Consider the following 15881-nt stretch of genomic DNA (forward strand, 5'->3'; position numbering starts at 1 on the left):
CGAACCGTGCTTCAGGATGTGCGATCAGACAAGGCGTGAGCCGGATGAAACATCCAGTTCACCGTGACGACATCGGGAGTCCGCTGTGCTCTGGAGAACACTGCTCGTCCCCCTGACCTCGCTCCTGCTCCTGCTGACGGCTTCTGCCGGCGCGGGAGCGGCAGCGGCGTCCACCGGTTCCCCCGCCGGTGCCAGTGCCGAGGCGGCCGCGGCCGACTACGGCGCTCCCGGCCCCTACGCCACCGCGGTGGAGGTCGGGGCGGTGACCACCCTGTACTACCCGCGTGACATCGCGACCAGCGACCGCCGCCACCCCGTGATCGTGTGGGGAAACGGCACCTTCGCCTTCCCGGTCGTCTACCGCGACCTGTTGCTCCACTGGGCCAGTCAGGGCTTCATCGTCGCCGCCGCCAACACCCCGCAGTCCAACCTCGGCATCTCCATGCGCGCCGGGATCGACCTGCTCACCCGTCGCAACGCCGACCACGGCAGCCCCTTCCACGACCGTGTCGACCTGGAGCACATCGGTGCGTCCGGTCACTCGCAGGGCGGCGCCGCCGCCATCGTCGTCGGCGCGGACCCGCGCATCGACACCATCCTGCCCATCCAGCCCGGGCCGCTCGCCGACATCGACGACGTACACGTACCCGCGCTCCTCCTGGCCGGGCAGAAGGACAGCATCGTCTTCCCCTTCCTGGTCAAGGCCTTCTACAACGGCGCCGACCACATACCGGCCATCTACGGGGAACTGCGCGGCGCCGATCACCTCACGGTCGTGGGCGACCCCGGCCCGTTCGCCGCGCCCACCACCGCCTGGTTCAAGGCACACCTGATGGGGGACCAGACGGCGAGTGCACAGTTCTTCGGGGCCGGCTGCGGGATCTGCACCGACAGCGGCACCTGGTCCGACGTCCGCCGCAACGGCCTCGCAAACCGGTGACCCGCTCCCGGAGATCCCTTCCGCCGTGACCGGCGGCCGTCCCGATCCACGCCGCCCGCCCCTGACGCTCCCGCGACCAGGGGCGGCCGGCCCCCGTTCGCACATGGAAGGACCGCCATGGACCTCATCGCGACCACCGGGCAGGGCAAGGTCCGAGGCCGTTTCCACAACGGGATCGCCACCTTCCTCGGCATCCCCTACGCCGCCCCGCCCTTCGGCGCCCACCGCTTCCGCGCTCCCGCCCCGGTCGAGTCCTGGGAAGGGGTACGAGACGCTCTGGAGTACGGGCCGACCGCCCCCAAACGCCCCTACCGCCCGCCCCTCGACCGGCTGATACCCGATCCGAGCATCGCCGGGGACGACTGTCTCAACCTCAACGTCTGGACCCCATCGGTCGGCGAGGGCCGGCTGCCCGTCATGGTCTGGATCCACGGGGGTTCCCTGCGCAACGGCTCGGCGAACCTGCCGCTCTACGACGGGGGCGCCTTCGCGCGCGACGGGGTGGTCCTCGTCTCCGTCAACTACCGGCTCGGCGTCGAGGGGTTCGGGGTCTTCCCCGACGCCCCCGTCAACCGGGGCCTCCTCGACCAGATCGCAGCCCTGATCTGGGTCCGCGACAACATCTCCGCCTTCGGCGGAGATCCGGCGAACGTCACCGTGTGCGGGGAGTCCGCCGGCGCGATCAGCGTCGCGGCCCTCATGACCAGCCCCGGCGCGGCCGGGCTGTTCCACCGGGCGATCCTGCAGAGCGGCCCGCCGCACACGATATCGCGCCGCGAGGGCGCGAAGACCGTACGGTCGATGGCGAAGAGACTGCGGATCCCGGCCACCGCCGAGGCGTTCGCGGCGGTGGACCGAGACCTGCTGCTGGACGCGCAGGCCGCCGTCGTCGACCGGTCCGACCCCATCGGCGGCGGTCCCGGCTTCCACATCGTGGTCGACGGCGACGTGGTGCCCGCCGCCCCGCCCCTTCCCGAGGCCGACCTGCTGCTGGGCTGCAACCGGGAGGAGTACCGGCTGTGGTTCGTACCCGGCGGAACCGTGGACCGGATCAGCCGGCTCACCCTGCGGCTGGCACTGCTGAAGATCCGTGTCCCGCAACGCGTGGCACGCCTGTACCGAGCCACCCGGCCGCACGCCAAACCGGGTGAGATCCTGGGAGAGATGGCCACCGACCTGCTGCTGCGGGGGCCGCTCAACCGCCTCGCCGACTCCCGGCCCGCCCGCACCTTCGTCTACGAATTCTGCTGGCGCTCGCCCGTGATGGGACTCGGCGCGTGCCATGCGCTGGAACTCGGCTTCGTCTTCGACAACCTGCGCGCCGCCGAGGACCTGACCGGGCCCGGCGCGCCCCAGCCACTGGCCGACGCCATGCACCGGGCCTGGGTCGCCTTCGCCACTACCGGACAGCCGGGCTGGTCCGGCTGGAACGCGGACCGGCCCGTCATGGTCTTCGACCACCCCGGCGCCGGCCCGGTCCTCGCACCCCGGCACGAGGAACTCGGCGCCTGGCTCTGACAGATGACAGGCCGAGCGCTCGCCGACGCCGGCCGTGGTTCATTGGCTTTCCGCTGCTCCTGCGGATCCCTGCCATCCGGTGACCCCGCGGTGATCCGAGGGCCCGGCCAGGTCCCTGGCGACGAGCGCCGCCTGGATCAGCCGCGCCTGCGCGGGAACCGCGAGGTCGAGGCCCGTCAGCGCGCTCACTCGCTGCAACCGGTAGTCCAGGGTGTTGCGGTGGACGCACAGCTCCAACGCCGTCTGGCGGCGGTTGAGCCCCCGCTCCACGAACACGCGCAGCGTCTCAAGCAGGTACGGATGCTCCTCCAACGGGTCGAGTTTGGCCGCCAGCCGCACCAGGCCGTCCCCGGGGCGCGCGAGCTGGTGCTCCAGCAGCACGTCGTCGAGGCGGTAGCACCCGGGCGGGCGTCCCAGGCGCCGGACGAGATCCAGCACGCGGCCGGCCTCCTGCGCCGCCGAGGAGATGGCCGCCGGTACGGAGGAGCGGGAGGCGGCGGCGCGCACGGGCTGCCCCACGTCCTTCTCCAGCCGGGCCACCAGGCCCGGCACGTCGGACCTGCCCGGCAACAAGGCGATCCGAGCGACGTGGTCCATCAGCACAGGGATCCCGGTGAAGGCGTCGAGCGAGGACTGCACCAATCTGCGCGGCGGGTCGGACTCGAACGCGAAGGCAACCACCTCGTACTCACCCACCACGGCCACCCGCGCCACGCCCGCCAGCTCCTCGTACGGCCGTCCTGCCAGCAGGGCGCCGAGCAGGGCCCGCCGTACGCGCTTGTCCTCGCTGTGGAGGTCCTCCTGGGCGTTCTGGTGGGCGAGGACGACCGCGGGCAGCGCGGCGTGCAGGCAGGCGAGCAGCTTGCCGCCCGCCCCGGCCAGCTCACCGGGCTCCGCGACCTCGGTCAGCGTCTGCCACCACACCTCGGCGCCGATCAGGTACGCGGCGATCACCGCCTCCAGGGGGACGCGCTCCTCGGCCCGGCGCGCCGACCACTCGATGAGCCGGGTCAGATCGCCCGGCCCCATCGGACCCCCGCCGCCGCCGTCGCGCAGTGCCCTGAGCAACAGCGCGTGCACCGCCGCGATGGACCGCGCCACCTCGCCCTGGAGGGTGGCGCGGGGCAGCGCCCCGTAGAACGGCGCCTCCGCCGCGCAGCGCGCGACCACGACGGCCGTGAGGTCACCGACCCGGGCGGCCATCCGGGCGTGCAGGTCCGACATCGGCGCATCGTCACACCGCCCCGGCCGTGCCGTCAATCGGAGCCCCGGGTCCGGCGGCGCGGGCAGTGCGTCGGGCGTGTCCCCGAACCGCTCCCGGCCGCCAACTCGTCGACGAAAGAGGCGACGTCACGTGGCACACCCGTAGCATGCCAACTTGCGTATGACGGGTGTCATCAATCCCCAGGGCCTGGAGTGGCACTACGAGTACGATCCGGCCGGACGTCTCATATCCGAGTCCGACTTCGATGGTCGCACCGTGACGTACACCTACGACGCGGCCAACCGGATGACCGAAAGCCCGCCTCCTGGCGGGGGGATCGCTCTGTGGCGCAAGGGACTCGCCACGCTCCGTGGTACGTCTCCGCGGAGCCGTCGGTCGGCGGGGACGCTGCCGCGCGTTTGATGCCGAAGGCCAGGCGGTAGGCGTCGGGCAGGTCGATCGCAGTGTCGGTGCGCCGCGTCATCAGCCCAGCTCGATGAGCTCCCGGAGCAGAGACGCCGGGTTGTCGACCCCCTGGGGGCGCTCCCCTCGTGCTTCAGCTCTTTCGAGGCGAGTCGTGCAACAGCGGTGTCGGAAGGCATGCCCACGCGTGCCGGTGGGCCCGGGCACCGCGTTCCGGCTCACGCACAACTGGGTACCGCTGAAATGCTCCAGGCCGGCGACCGTCGAGGTTGGTCGGCTCGGCGAACGGGTCCGTAAGCCGGAGCCGGCCGCCGTGAGTGTGGCCGGAGGCTGCAGGTCGACGCCGTGGCAGACGGCGTCGCGGACGACGACGGGTGGTGGGTGAGGAGGGCATCTTCGTGGGGGTGTTTTCCACCGGACGCAGCCCCCATGTCCCGTACCTGCGGCGAGCCACTGTGTCACGAGGCCACATCTGTACGCACCGACGGTTACCCGTGCCGACTGCTCGACGACCCCGCAGTGCGGGCACGCTTCGACGGTGGCCGGCACCCGGGGGCGAGCACCGACCGGTGATTCCGCACAATCCCACGTCCTTGCTTCTGGCAGTGTGCGGGGCTGCCGTCGACACGCGTTGAGCAGGGCCGACCGGTCTCGGCCGTGACGCTCGTTTGACGCTCCGGGCATGTGCAGGCCGCTCCTCGGGAGCGGTCACGCCGCGTCTGACCTGCAGGTTCTCTGAATGTCGATCCCCGTGACGTATTTCCGATGACGCATCATGTGGAGTGCGTGGCGATTCTGGAGCCTGCGGAAAAGGGCCGCTGACCTGCGGTTTCGACTGATGTGCATTATGGGCGTTACGTGCGATATCTCGACGCGTGTGACGCACGGTTGACGCACGACCGGCGCGGATTCTGATGGGGTGTCACGGGGGCTCCCCTTCCGGGGGAGAGAATTGATCCGTGTGGGGGAGGGGCTCCTAGAAGGGGTGGATGGCTACCGCCCACCACGCCTGAATCCGCTTCAGCGGCCTGGGCCCCGCTGCCGGCCTCTCCAGGCAACACCGATCACTCAACTGATCGGTGTTGCCTGGGAAGGCAGGTCCATAGACGCCATGGGCAGGGCAGAGTGACTTGCCGTCCGCCTGATGCGGTGCCTATCAGTTGACTCGACGATTTCCGGGAGCGACTTCGCTTCGGTGCATTCCGACGACGACGGATCCCGGCCCCCCGGGGGACAGGCTCTCGCGTATCAGGTCGATGATGTAGTCCCAGCTGGTATCGCGCGTGCCGATCCACCCGTCCCTGAGCAAGGTGGTGAAGGTGGTGTTGTTCAGATACCGGGGAACCGAGTCTTCGATGATGCGTTTCCCGCCGGACGGCCCATCGGACTCGGGGCGTTGAAGCAGCTCCCGGAAATGCTGTCGTGCGAGATACATGCCGGGTATGAGCGCGGCCGAGTTCATCATGAAGGGAACTGTTCGGCACAGCTTGACCATGCTCGGCGTGGTGACCAGGCGCGGGTCCCCCAGCGGCCTGGAGCTCTGTTGGCTCGTCCGAGCCAGTTCGTCCTCAGCCCTGCACTGGTCGTCCACGGCCTTCATCCGGTCCAGCTCCCGCTCACCAGTGCCGTCGTGCCAGTAGACCCAGCTGCGTCCGCTCTGGCGCATGCGCTTGTACTGGACCGTCGCCACGCTGCGCGCGTGTTCGTTGACGTAGATCATGTCGACGCCCATGACAGTCTCGGCATGTGTGCGGTTGGCGTTGTACACGAACAGCCGATGGGGGGAGTCAGAGTTCCGGCGGTAGATCCGCCAGCCGACCTGCACGGCGTCCTCACTCGCCATGCCGGGGAAGCGCATGTAGTCATGGACGATCTGCTGGTCCTCGATCTGCCGGAGGGCGGGCAGCCCTTCGAGGAAGGGTACGTATCGTGAACGGGGATCGTTCTCGCCGAGCGGCGGCTGCCATGCTTCGAGTGGATCGCGATCGGCGCCGAAAGCCTCAAGCAGGGTGCCTACAGCGTCCTTCTCGAGGCTCAGCCGTTCTCCCACCTCCCCAGTCGGAGGATTGGCTCCCAGGCTGTTCTCCAGGCCGTCGAGTGTCTCGTTCAGTTCCGGCCGCTGACGCCGGACGGCGTCGAGCAACTTGTCGCCGGCTGCAGGAGACAAGCGGCCGTCGTCGCGGAGATAGCGACGGCTGGCACCCATGGCGCCCTCGAGATCAACGAGCGGCAAGGGCAACTGGAGTGTGGTGAAGTCGCGTGTGATCAAGGCCCGTTCGTACGTACCCGACCGTCTGCCGGGGAAGACGCTGCCCACCCCGATGATCCTGCGCCGCTCGTAGTGGGTATGACGGTCCGTGAAGAAGGCAAGGCACCATACGCGCGGCTTTCTCCAGTCTTTGTGGGGGTATGCGAAGGTTCGCTCGCCACGGTGCAGCCACGCTGGAGGGTTTTCGGGGAGTCGTTCCACCATCAGCGCAGTGCTGTGCACCAGTGCGACAGCGACCATTTATGCTCTCCTGGATCTTGCGGGACTTGAGGATCATATTGTTGGGCAGGTCCCGCCTTTAGGGTGAAGCAGCCGGCAATCAGCCGTGCGAATGGCGATGATTCATCGTGAATTTGGCGACCGAGCCAGCACTCGTATGACCAAGACGACCAGGCGGCTGAGCCGTCCTGAGACCCTCCTGCCCCAGGGCGATCCTCCTGCCCGGGTGTTCATGAAGCGGGCAAGCGCATGAGCGGTTCGAGGAACGGGCTCGGACGGCCGTGCCAGAAGATGGCGAGGCTGTCCCGGGACCGGGTGGCCGCGACGAAGAGCAGAGAGCGGGCCCGCTGGAGCTCGCGCCGGTAGCGGACGGCATCGGCGTTCCGTAGGCGGGTGACCGCCTCTCGGGGCACGAGTCCGTCCCGAACCCCCGCGATGACCATGCGCTGGTACTCGAGTCCCTTGAAGCGGAACATCGTGCCGATGTGGACGCCTTCGTCTCCACGGGGACCCTCGGGGCCGATCTCGACGGCCTTGATCCCTTTGTGGGCGAGCAGGGTGTAAGCCAGCTCGCTCGCCATGGCGTTGGTCGGAACGCAGACGGCGATCTGCCCGGGCGGTGTCGGCAGGGCGATCCAGTCGGCTAGGAGCGCGGCGATCGACTCCTGCTCGGACTCCCAGTCGTCGCAACCGTGCAACTGCGGAAGGCTTCCGGTCAGGACGGACCTGTACCCGGCCAGGTCCTCGCTGCTGCCGTCCAGGTCGTCGAAGCTCTCGCCGCTGAGCACACCGAGTGCGGAGCCGAGGATCTGCCGGGTCGTTCGGTAGCTCAATGTCAGTTTGGCCGAGCGTCCGCGGATGTGGACCCCGAGGCTTCCCAGCGTGACCTGGTTGCCGTAGATGCGCTGGTGTGTGTCGCCCACGAGGAAGATGTCGTTGGCGGCACGCGGTGCCATCGCCCGAAGCAGCTTCCAGTGCGCGGCCCGCAGGTCCTGTGCCTCGTCGACGACGATGTGCTGGAAGCGGTGCCGCAGCCAGCCCGCGGAGCCGGCCTGAAGATGGATGTTGTCAAGACCGCCCGCCTCCTCCCGCTGACGCTCGACGTTCTGGATCCGCCGCTCGCGGTCCATCTCCAGCCGGGCCGCGCGCTCGGCGACCTGTTCCCAGGTCTGCCGTCCGAGGCGGTCGAGTCGCTGGGTGAACCGCTCCGCGAGCTGCCAGATCTCGGCGCGCTCGGCTCGTGCGATGTTCTTGCCCCGGCCGGCTCGCCGCGCACGGAAGTATTCGGTCCGGGAGACGACGGCCTGGCCCAGGATGACTTGCGACCACTCGTCGTGCAGGAACTGGGCGTCCCACCCGGTTTCGCCCAGCTCGTCGAGCATGGCCCGCCACTCACGGAGAGCCTGGCTCTCGTCGAGCGTCTGCTTGGCGCTTCCGGGCTCGGCCTCGCGTACGACGCGCAGCGCGAGCTGGTCGACGTGGCTGATCTCCACGCGCGCCAACAGCTCCTCGCCGCCCAGTTGGAGCAGCCGGGACCTGAGGTCGGCGGCAAGGTTCTTGTTGTACGTGGTGAGGAGGACGGGCTTGTTACGGCCGGGAGGCAGCCGGTCCACCAGGTGCTTGACCCGGTGCAGGGCCACGATGGTCTTGCCGGTGCCAGGTCCACCCCCTACCCGGGCGGGACCCGAGTACTCGCGTTCGACGAGCCGGGATTGGGTCGGGTGGAGGAATACCTTCCACCGACCGAAGTCGCCGCCCTCCAGGGCTTCGCGCAGCGCCTCGTCCGTCGTCGTGACCATGGTGGCCGGCCGCTCGGCGGCGGCCCGGAAGTCGTCGGTGTCGATGGGGTCCGGTACGGAGACGGGACTGGTGATCTGCTCCAGCACCGCGTCGTACGACGCACCGTCGTGGAGTGCGAGCAGGACTTCCGAGGTGAGCTGAGGGGCGTACTCCGCCAGACCGAGGAGCTGATCCTCGGTGGTCAGGGTCCGGACGACCGGTACGAGCGGTCCCGCGACGCCGAGGTCGGTGAGCTGCTCGTCGGAGAACGCGGCGAACAGCGGGACAGGGGCGGGCGCGGGTGCCGGGGCAGGCTCGGTGGGGGCGGTGGCGGGCCCCGGAGTCGCCGCTCGGCGAAGGACGCTCTCCTCGACGATCTGGAGGTCGACGTACTCGATGCCGCCGGTGATCCGGTTGATGCCGTACGAGAGCCGGTCGAGCTTCTCGTACGCCTCCTTGCGGTGCTTGACGGAGACGATGAGCCAGTCGGTGTCCGCCAGACGCAGCAGCAGGACCCTGTACTCGTCGTTGATGCGGGCCGACCAGAGCCGGTCGTGGCCTTCCAGCTGCTTCAGCCGAAGGCCCCGGAGCTGAGGGTTCTCCTTGAACTTGTGCTGGAAGTCGTAGATCGCGCCCTTGACCGCACGCGGCAGCCTCAGGATCTCCTTGTCCGCCTTGTCGAGCAGACGCAGGGTCACGCCCGTGGTCGTCATCGCTGCTGGTCTCCGTCGTTCGTGTCCGTGTCTTCGCCCTCCGCCGCGGCGAGGAGGTTCTTGATGTCCAGGGCGGTGCAGGAGGCGGCTGTGCGGATCCGCCAGTCTGCCGAGGTGAAGGCCTTGTCCCGGTCCTCCGCATCGTGATCCCGTTCCCCATCGGCCGGACGGTGGGCCGTCACCACGGCGATCCGGGCGGAGGGCCAGGCGAGTTCGGCCATCCAACCGTGCTCGTCCAGCTCGTAACCGGCTTCCGGCGGCACCACGCCCAGAGCGCGAAGCCCCTGGCTGAGGGGGAGCAGACCGGGTTCATCGGGGTCGAGGAACTCCAGTACCTGCTCCCAGTCGGTGTCATGAGCCGTGTCGGAGGGCTGGGCCGGCCGAGATGTGGGGATGACCGGGGCGGGCGGCCTTTCTGCCAGGTCTCCGGCGGGACTCGCCGTAACGGCGGCCGGCTGCTCGACCCGCTGGGATCTGAGCCAGCCCGAGCCCCCGGTGACGGCGAGGCCGTCGGTGGTGAAGCCCTCCAGCAGGCTGGCCGTCAACTGGACACTGTCACCGCCTCCGTGCTCCAGGAACTGCAGCACATTGCTCCAGTAGAGCCAGCCCTGCCAGCGTCGCTTGTGCCCGGCCTCGTCCGAGAGGGCCCGGTCGCTGTCGTCGAGCAGGGTCAGCGCGGTCCACACCGGCGGCCGGTGCCGACCGTCCGCAGCAGCCGTGACCACGCATCCTGTCGCGTCGACCGCGGAGAGCAGCTGTACCGGTCCCTTGGGCCCCTGAGGGGCGCCGCCCCGCAGCGCGGTGAGGAGTTGTTCCCCGACCGCTTGAGGATGCAGTGCGGCGATGCGGGCCCCGGCGCCCAGCAGCCCCGCGACGGCGGCCTCGGCGCGCTGCTGCCACAAGGAAGCGTCCGGGGCACGCAGATGAGCGATCAGAAGGTCCGCCGGATTTACCCAGAGGTTCGCGGACAGCTCGCCCGGCAGGCCGCCGTGCACGCCCGCGTAGTAGTCACGGGCACGCTTCTGGCCCTGCTCGCCGTACGGCACCCAGGCCGGGTGCTCAGGCCCCGTGCTCGCGTAGCCCGTGTCACGGACCCGGGTCCGCCAGTCCTTCACGTCGTAGTAGGTGAGCTGGAAGACCCGCACTCCGTCGGCGCGCAGCCGGGTGCGCTTGACGGCGTCGTCGGCCAGCCTCTCCTTGTGCTTCGGCCCGGCATGGAACTCGTATCCGTCGAGGTAGAGCGCGATCCGCGGACCGGGTGCATCCGTGCGTTCGAAGAGGACGTCGGGACGAGTGCCGTCGAGGACCCGCTGCTGGGAGACCCGCCAGCTGACGGTGGCCCCGTCGACGCCGGTCAGTCGCAGGTCCAGAGAGTACGTTCCGGCCGTGGTCGTGTAGGCGTCCGCGCTGGCCTTGGCCGAGGGCTGCTTCGCCCATTCGCCCAAGGTCTCCAGGAACATGACCTCTAGATCGCTCTCGGCCTGCCGCTCCAGCGGGATCTGGTGGGTGGCCGCGACCGGCGAGGTGGCCCAGCTACCGCCGTCGGCTCCCAGCAGCTCGTCGAACATCTGCCGGACCTCGTTGCGGCTGACCTTGTCGTAGTCGCCGGCTGGTACGCGACGCAGCAGGCAGCGGTGGCAGCCGTCGAGGCCCTTCTCGATGCATGGGCAGCCGTCGATCACCTCGCGAGCCCTCAGCAGCACTTCGCGGAAGCCGTCGGAGGTGGCGAGCCGGTGCAGGTAGCCGGTGCCGCCCGGCAGACGGTCGTAGACGACGAGGAAACGACGAGGCCATTCTGGGTCGTTGCCGTCGGGCATGGACGCGGCGGTGAAGGACGCGAGGCGTTCCTTGACGCGGGCGACCGACGCGGGAAGCAGGATACGGACGGCCTCGGTGGTCAGCTCGTGGGCCAGGAGAAGGGGGACGTCCTCCCCCTTCCCCTGGCCTTCCGGGGTACTAGTACGGACCTTGCGGCGCGGGCACCACAGCTGGTGGTGAGCGCTGGCCCTGGTCGCCGCGGCAAGGGATTCGGTGAGTGCGTCCTGGTGGTGGTCCACGACCGGGCGCCCCTCGGAGGTGGCGCCGCCGCAGCTCGTGCAGACGTAGAACGGGTTGATCCGTATGTCGGCCCCGGCGAGGGGCACGGTGCTGCTGCCGTCCTGACGGTCGAGGCCCAGATTCAGCGTGCGCACCACCGCCTGGCGGGTGAAGTCGACGCCGAAGACGGCGGTGTCGTGGCGCCAGGAGCCCGCGGCCAGGTGCACCGGGTCGATGTCCACGGTCGTGAGGACGGCGTACCTCTTGCTGTCGCGCTCGTCCTTGTCGTCGCGGACCCGGGCGTCGTCCCGCTTGTCGCGCGACATGACCCGCTTCGGTTCGAGAACGCGCTGGACACAGCCGGCGTCCGCGATCTCCCGGCCGCCGCACCGGGGGCAGGGCGAGGCCTCGGCCTGGGCGTTCTCCGTACGGACGTAGCCGCACGCGGGGCACAGCCGCCACACCGACCAGGCACGACGCTCCGGACTGCCGATGTCCAGGGCCCGGACGACGTGCTTGTAGCCGTTGACGTAGAAGCTGTTTCCGGGCGCCAGTTCGGACAGCGCGGACCGGCGCGAGCGCTCGTAGTCCCGGACCTCGCTGTGGTAGCTCTTCTTGGCCCCCTCGGTCTCGGGCTGCTCGGTCCAGTAGAGGGTGGCCTCCAGCTGCGTGGTGGTGTCCGAGAGGGTGTAGTTGGGCAGGAGCCCGAGCTCGACGAGAGCTCCGTGGGCACTGGTCTGGTTCAGGTCGCGCAGCAGGTTGCCCGTCGCGTAGCGCTCGGCGCGCAACTCGCGCCATTCGCGTTCCTGCTCGGGATCGCTGCGCACGAGCTGGTCCATCGCCGTGTCGATGGCGTGGATACGGCGCCGGAGTTCCTCACCGCGGCCGGTCCATTCCTCCTCGGCCTCCTGCAGCGCGCGCACGATGCCACCGCACGCGTACGCACGCAACTCCTCGGCGGCCTGCTCGGAGACCCCGGTGTCCGGCCGGCCCGGGAGGGAGGGAAAGAGGTCCAGGAACGATTCGACGAGCACGGCGCCATGGGCGAGGGCCGCGTCCGCGAGCTCCTGGCACCAGGCCGTACTGCCGAACAGCGCCGACACCAGGCGCGGCGTGGGCTGCAGCGGCTCACCGTCGCTCGTCGTGAGCCGGCCCCGCGCCGCGAGGTCCAGAAGGTGTGCCGTGTACTGGCGGCGCAGGATCTCCACCGCGGAGAGGTAGCAGCCGGGCGGCACGATGTCCCCGGCGATCATCTCTCGCGGCTCGTCGAGGTAGTACAGGTCGCGGGCCCGGCGGCCGCCGAAGGCCACCACCAGGGCGTTGCCCGTCTTTCGGCCCGCGCGGCCTGCTCGCTGCACGTAGTTGGCAGGGCCCTTCGGAAGCGATCCCAGCAGGACCGCGGACAGGTCTCCGATGTCGATGCCGAGCTCCAGAGTCGGAGTGCACGACAGCACATTCGGGTCGGTGTAGTGGGTGCCGTCGCGGAAGGCCCGCTCCACGCGCTCCCGCTGGGGCCGGGTGAGCATGCCGGTGTGTTCGGCCGTGACCACCCGGAAGGTGCCACCTGTCCGGTACAGGTGCCGGTAGTAGTCATCGCGGTAGTCGCGCGGCCGGGGGCCGCCGAAGCTGGTGGAACCGGAGGACGGCACCGTGGCCTGACCCGGTTGTGGCGCGGTGATCTGCCCGCGGCACCGGTACCGAGGACAGGGATGGCCGTACCAGCGGGTCCGCCGGGAGGGATGGACCACCTGCTGCCAGCCGCATGCCTCACAGGTGACGAAGGCCTTGTTGACGATGTCGTCCTCGAGCAGCCGCACCTCGATGTGGCCGGGCTGCAGGCCGTAGACCTTCGTCGTCCGGTCCTGTGCCGTCCGCACCGCGAGGAGCCCCTCGTCGACGAGGACGGGCAGCAGCCTGCGGAGATACTCGGCCGCCCCGGGGGCGTCGAGGCCCAGGCACCGGCGCGCCCAGTCCTGGTACCAGCCGGCGCGGGCTGTCGTCGAGTCGAAGTCGGACCTGCCCTTGTCACCGTCGAGCAGGAAGCGCGGCGCGGCCACACTGTCGGGGAACGCTGGCATGCCGTCGGGCCGGCCGCCCCAGATCTTGAACCGGGTCACCCCGGCGTCCTTCATCCACGGCTCCAGCCACCGGTGCCGGACCCCGCCGCGCAGCCGGACCCGCTCCAGCAACCCGCGGACGAAGGCCAGATAGCGCTCGGCCGTCGGCAGGCCGGTGCCGAGCAGCTGACCGGGCAGGGCCATGTGTACGTCGCGGGCGAGCATAGTGATCTGGTGCTGGTCCTCGATGACGACCTCGGCGGCCGCCGTCCGGGTCAGCTCCAGGGTGCGGCCCTGCCGGGAACGGAGCCCGAACTCCATGACGGTGGCGAAGGCGAGCCGCTCTCCGATGAGCTTCCAGGTCCGAAGGTCGCCCGTGCCCCGCCCGGAGAGCAGCCGGTCCACGCCCGGCTCGTCGTACAGATCGGGCGGGACGACAGCCGCGAGGGCCTGCGGATCCTCGACGGAGTCGAGCACGTTCCCGATCAGGTCGTTGAGAGCCGACGGCTTGCCGGACTCGTCCAGGTTGCGCGCAAGGAGTGAGCGCAGCGAGAACGTGAACGACCGGTTCGCCACGTAACCCGCACGGTGGGCGGCGTCCTGGGTCGAGTCGTTGAACAGGAGGGTCTTGCGCTCCTCCGCTTCGAGCGCGACCTCCTGACCGGTGAACAGCTGGGTCACTGTCGCGGCTGCCAGGGCGGCCGGCCGAGTGCCGAGGAAACGCATCGCGTTGTCGGTGTCGCAGGCGGGGCAGCGCTGATCGGCGGCGGCTCGGTCGGCGGTCTTCTTCTCGGTGATCGCCAGGACGAAGCTGGCGTCCTGCAGGTTCCCGGTGTCCTGGGCGACCGGTAGCCGGTATGTCCCCTGAGCACCGTCCAGGATCAGCGCCGGTGGCTGTCCGCCTCCCGTCGCGGGGCGGGACTGGCTGACCGCCGCCAGCGTGTCCTCCTGTTCCGCAGGCGTGGCGGCGATGAAATAGCGGACCCGCCGCTTCTCCCGTCCCACGCTGGCGCGCCAGATCTTGTCGTGGGCCATCACGAGCTGCTGGGGATCGGCCTCCGGGGAGACGGCCGCCCAGCCGGAGCGGCCGCAGTTGCGGCAGTACACGGCGGGCAGCCTTATGCTCGCCTGTCGCACGGCGGTGTCCGCGCCGATCGCCGACTGCGCGCGATGCGAGCGTGCCACGTACCCGATCTGACCGGCTTCGGGCTCCTCGTCGCCCTCAGGGGGCGACGCGGGCAGGGCGGAGCGCCGAGCGCGATCGTCCTCGTACCAGTGGAACTCGGGCTTGCCGGGGCCGACTCCGCGCACGATCCGGCCGACCGGCCGGACCCACAGGTGGGTCTCCACGTGAAGCAGGGGCCGCGGGCGGCGCTCGTCCGACTCCGGATCACGGGCGGCCGACAGCAGGGCGACGAACCGCGCGAGCGCGGCGAGGGCGAGGCGGGGATTCTCCCGGGCGGTCCGGCCCCACGTGTACCCGAACCGGCCGAGGCGGTCGCGGAGCTCCCATTCGCTCAGCGGGTCCCCGTCGAGAAGGGACAGCACCCCCTGAGTGAAGTCGTGCTGCTTGAGCAGCCGTCCGATCTCGAAGGCGGACAGGCCCTGCTGTCCCAGCATCCGTGCCGCCAGGGCGTTGAGATCGAGCTTGTCCGGACGGGACACCACATCGGGGCCGCCCGAGCAGGCGATGACCTCCTCGGGCGAAGGCGGTTCGGGCAGACCGTAGTTCACCGGCCCGGTGAACTGCTCGGGCGTCATCCGTTCCTCGCCCACCAGTGCGTCCGGGGAGAACGGCATCCCGAAGACCTGCGCCGCCGCCTCCAGGATGGAGCCGGGGCCGGCCCCGGGGCCGGACTCGCCGAGGGTCGCCGAGGTCGCCACCGGGCAGATCGAACCGAGGGGACGCCCGGGCTCGCTCTGGCCCGTGGTCATCGCCAGGCGGCGCAGCAGCATGGCGACGTCCGTGCCCTGCGCCCCGTCGTAGGTGTGGAACTCGTCCAGCACCACGTACTGGATCCTGGAGTCCTGCCACAGCGCGCGGTCCTCGGTCCGCTGGAGCAGCAGATCGAGCATCTTGTAGTTCGTGATGAGCAGGTCGGGCGGCGACTGCCGCATCTCCTCGCGCCGCGTCATCACCCGGCGGAAGTCGGTGTCCGGCCGGTCGCCGATGTAGAGCCCCGCCGTCACCTGCGCCAGGTCCGGCTGTGAGAGATAGTCGCCGATGCGGCTGGCCTGATCGGTGGCGAGCGCGTTCATCGGATAGAGCAGCACGGCCTTGACCCCGTGCCGGCCGAGGGCTTTCTCGCGGCGGCAGTGGTCGAGGACGGGGACGAGGAACGACTCGGTCTTCCCGGAACCAGTCCCCGTCGTGACCAGCGTCGGCAGGGCGGGCCCGTGGAGCGTGCTCAGCCGCTCGTACGCCTTCGCCTGATGCCGGTACGGGGTGAATCCCGGGTTCCACTCCAGGTGCTTCTCCCAGCCGGCATCGGCCTTGTGGAAGGGAGTTCTGATCCGCAGATAGGGGCCGCGGAACATTCCGGTCTCGGGATGCTCGAGGAACCGCTCCAGCGCCCGACGGGTGTCCTCGTCGGTGAGCGCGTACGTCGTCGTGAGGTACTGGGTGAGACTGCCCCGCAGCTGCGCGGCGGCCAGCGTGGGCCTCACGACGTTCTCCTTCGCTTCGTGCCAGTTCGGTGAGCTGCGTCAACGGTATATGTGG

The 15881-nt window shown here is 69.9% G+C and carries 7 protein-coding genes; 3 read left to right on the plus strand and 4 right to left on the minus strand.

Annotated features, from left to right (window positions below):
• Positions 1 to 85 precede the first annotated feature (85 nt).
• The gene (locus OG978_RS30810) at positions 86 to 940 is read left to right on the plus strand and encodes an alpha/beta hydrolase family protein (RefSeq protein ID WP_326768319.1); all 855 of its coding nucleotides are present in this window, start codon (positions 86 to 88) and stop codon (positions 938 to 940) included.
• A gap of 117 nt (positions 941 to 1057) precedes the next feature.
• A complete protein-coding gene (locus tag OG978_RS30815) occupies positions 1058 to 2458 on the plus strand; it encodes a carboxylesterase/lipase family protein (protein ID WP_326768320.1) in 1401 nt (466 codons plus the stop codon).
• Between the two features lie 39 nt (positions 2459 to 2497).
• On the opposite strand, the gene OG978_RS30820 is transcribed toward OG978_RS30815, so the two are convergent.
• Positions 2498 to 3682, minus strand: coding sequence for a PucR family transcriptional regulator (locus tag OG978_RS30820; RefSeq protein WP_326768321.1), 1185 nt, complete (start codon positions 3680 to 3682; stop codon positions 2498 to 2500).
• 154 nt (positions 3683 to 3836) lie between these two features.
• Between OG978_RS30820 and OG978_RS30825 the strand changes: the two genes are divergently transcribed.
• On the plus strand, positions 3837 to 4085 hold the full coding sequence (locus OG978_RS30825) for an RHS repeat domain-containing protein (RefSeq protein ID WP_442817768.1): 249 nt from the start codon (positions 3837 to 3839) through the stop codon (positions 4083 to 4085).
• 1156 nt (positions 4086 to 5241) lie between these two features.
• On the opposite strand, the gene OG978_RS30830 is transcribed toward OG978_RS30825, so the two are convergent.
• From OG978_RS30830 to OG978_RS30840, 3 genes are all read right to left on the minus strand, one after another.
• Positions 5242 to 6594 (minus strand): hypothetical protein, encoded by a 1353-nt coding sequence (locus OG978_RS30830; RefSeq protein ID WP_326768322.1) that lies wholly within the window; start codon positions 6592 to 6594, stop codon positions 5242 to 5244.
• Positions 6595 to 6803: 209 nt separating this feature from the next.
• The gene (locus OG978_RS30835) at positions 6804 to 9065 is read right to left on the minus strand and encodes a UvrD-helicase domain-containing protein (RefSeq protein WP_326768323.1); all 2262 of its coding nucleotides are present in this window, start codon (positions 9063 to 9065) and stop codon (positions 6804 to 6806) included.
• Positions 9062 to 15826 (minus strand): DEAD/DEAH box helicase, encoded by a 6765-nt coding sequence (locus OG978_RS30840; RefSeq protein ID WP_326768324.1) that lies wholly within the window; start codon positions 15824 to 15826, stop codon positions 9062 to 9064. Before OG978_RS30840 ends, OG978_RS30835 begins: the two co-directional genes overlap by 4 nt.
• Positions 15827 to 15881: the final 55 nt, after the last annotated feature.

Origin of the sequence: Streptomyces sp. NBC_01591 (genome assembly GCF_035918155.1) — a bacterium.
Taxonomy (GTDB): Bacteria; Actinomycetota; Actinomycetes; order Streptomycetales; family Streptomycetaceae; genus Streptomyces.

Bases quoted from the DNA above. Each gene is read 5' to 3' on its own strand.
- OG978_RS30815 (WP_326768320.1), top strand. From the start codon at position 1,058: ATGGACCTCATCGCGACCACCGGGCAGGGCAAGGTCCGAGGCCGTTTC.
- OG978_RS30820 (WP_326768321.1), bottom strand. From the start codon at position 3,682: ATGTCGGACCTGCACGCCCGGATGGCCGCCCGGGTCGGTGACCTCACG.
- OG978_RS30830 (WP_326768322.1), bottom strand. From the start codon at position 6,594: ATGGTCGCTGTCGCACTGGTGCACAGCACTGCGCTGATGGTGGAACGA.
- OG978_RS30835 (WP_326768323.1), bottom strand. From the start codon at position 9,065: ATGACGACCACGGGCGTGACCCTGCGTCTGCTCGACAAGGCGGACAAG.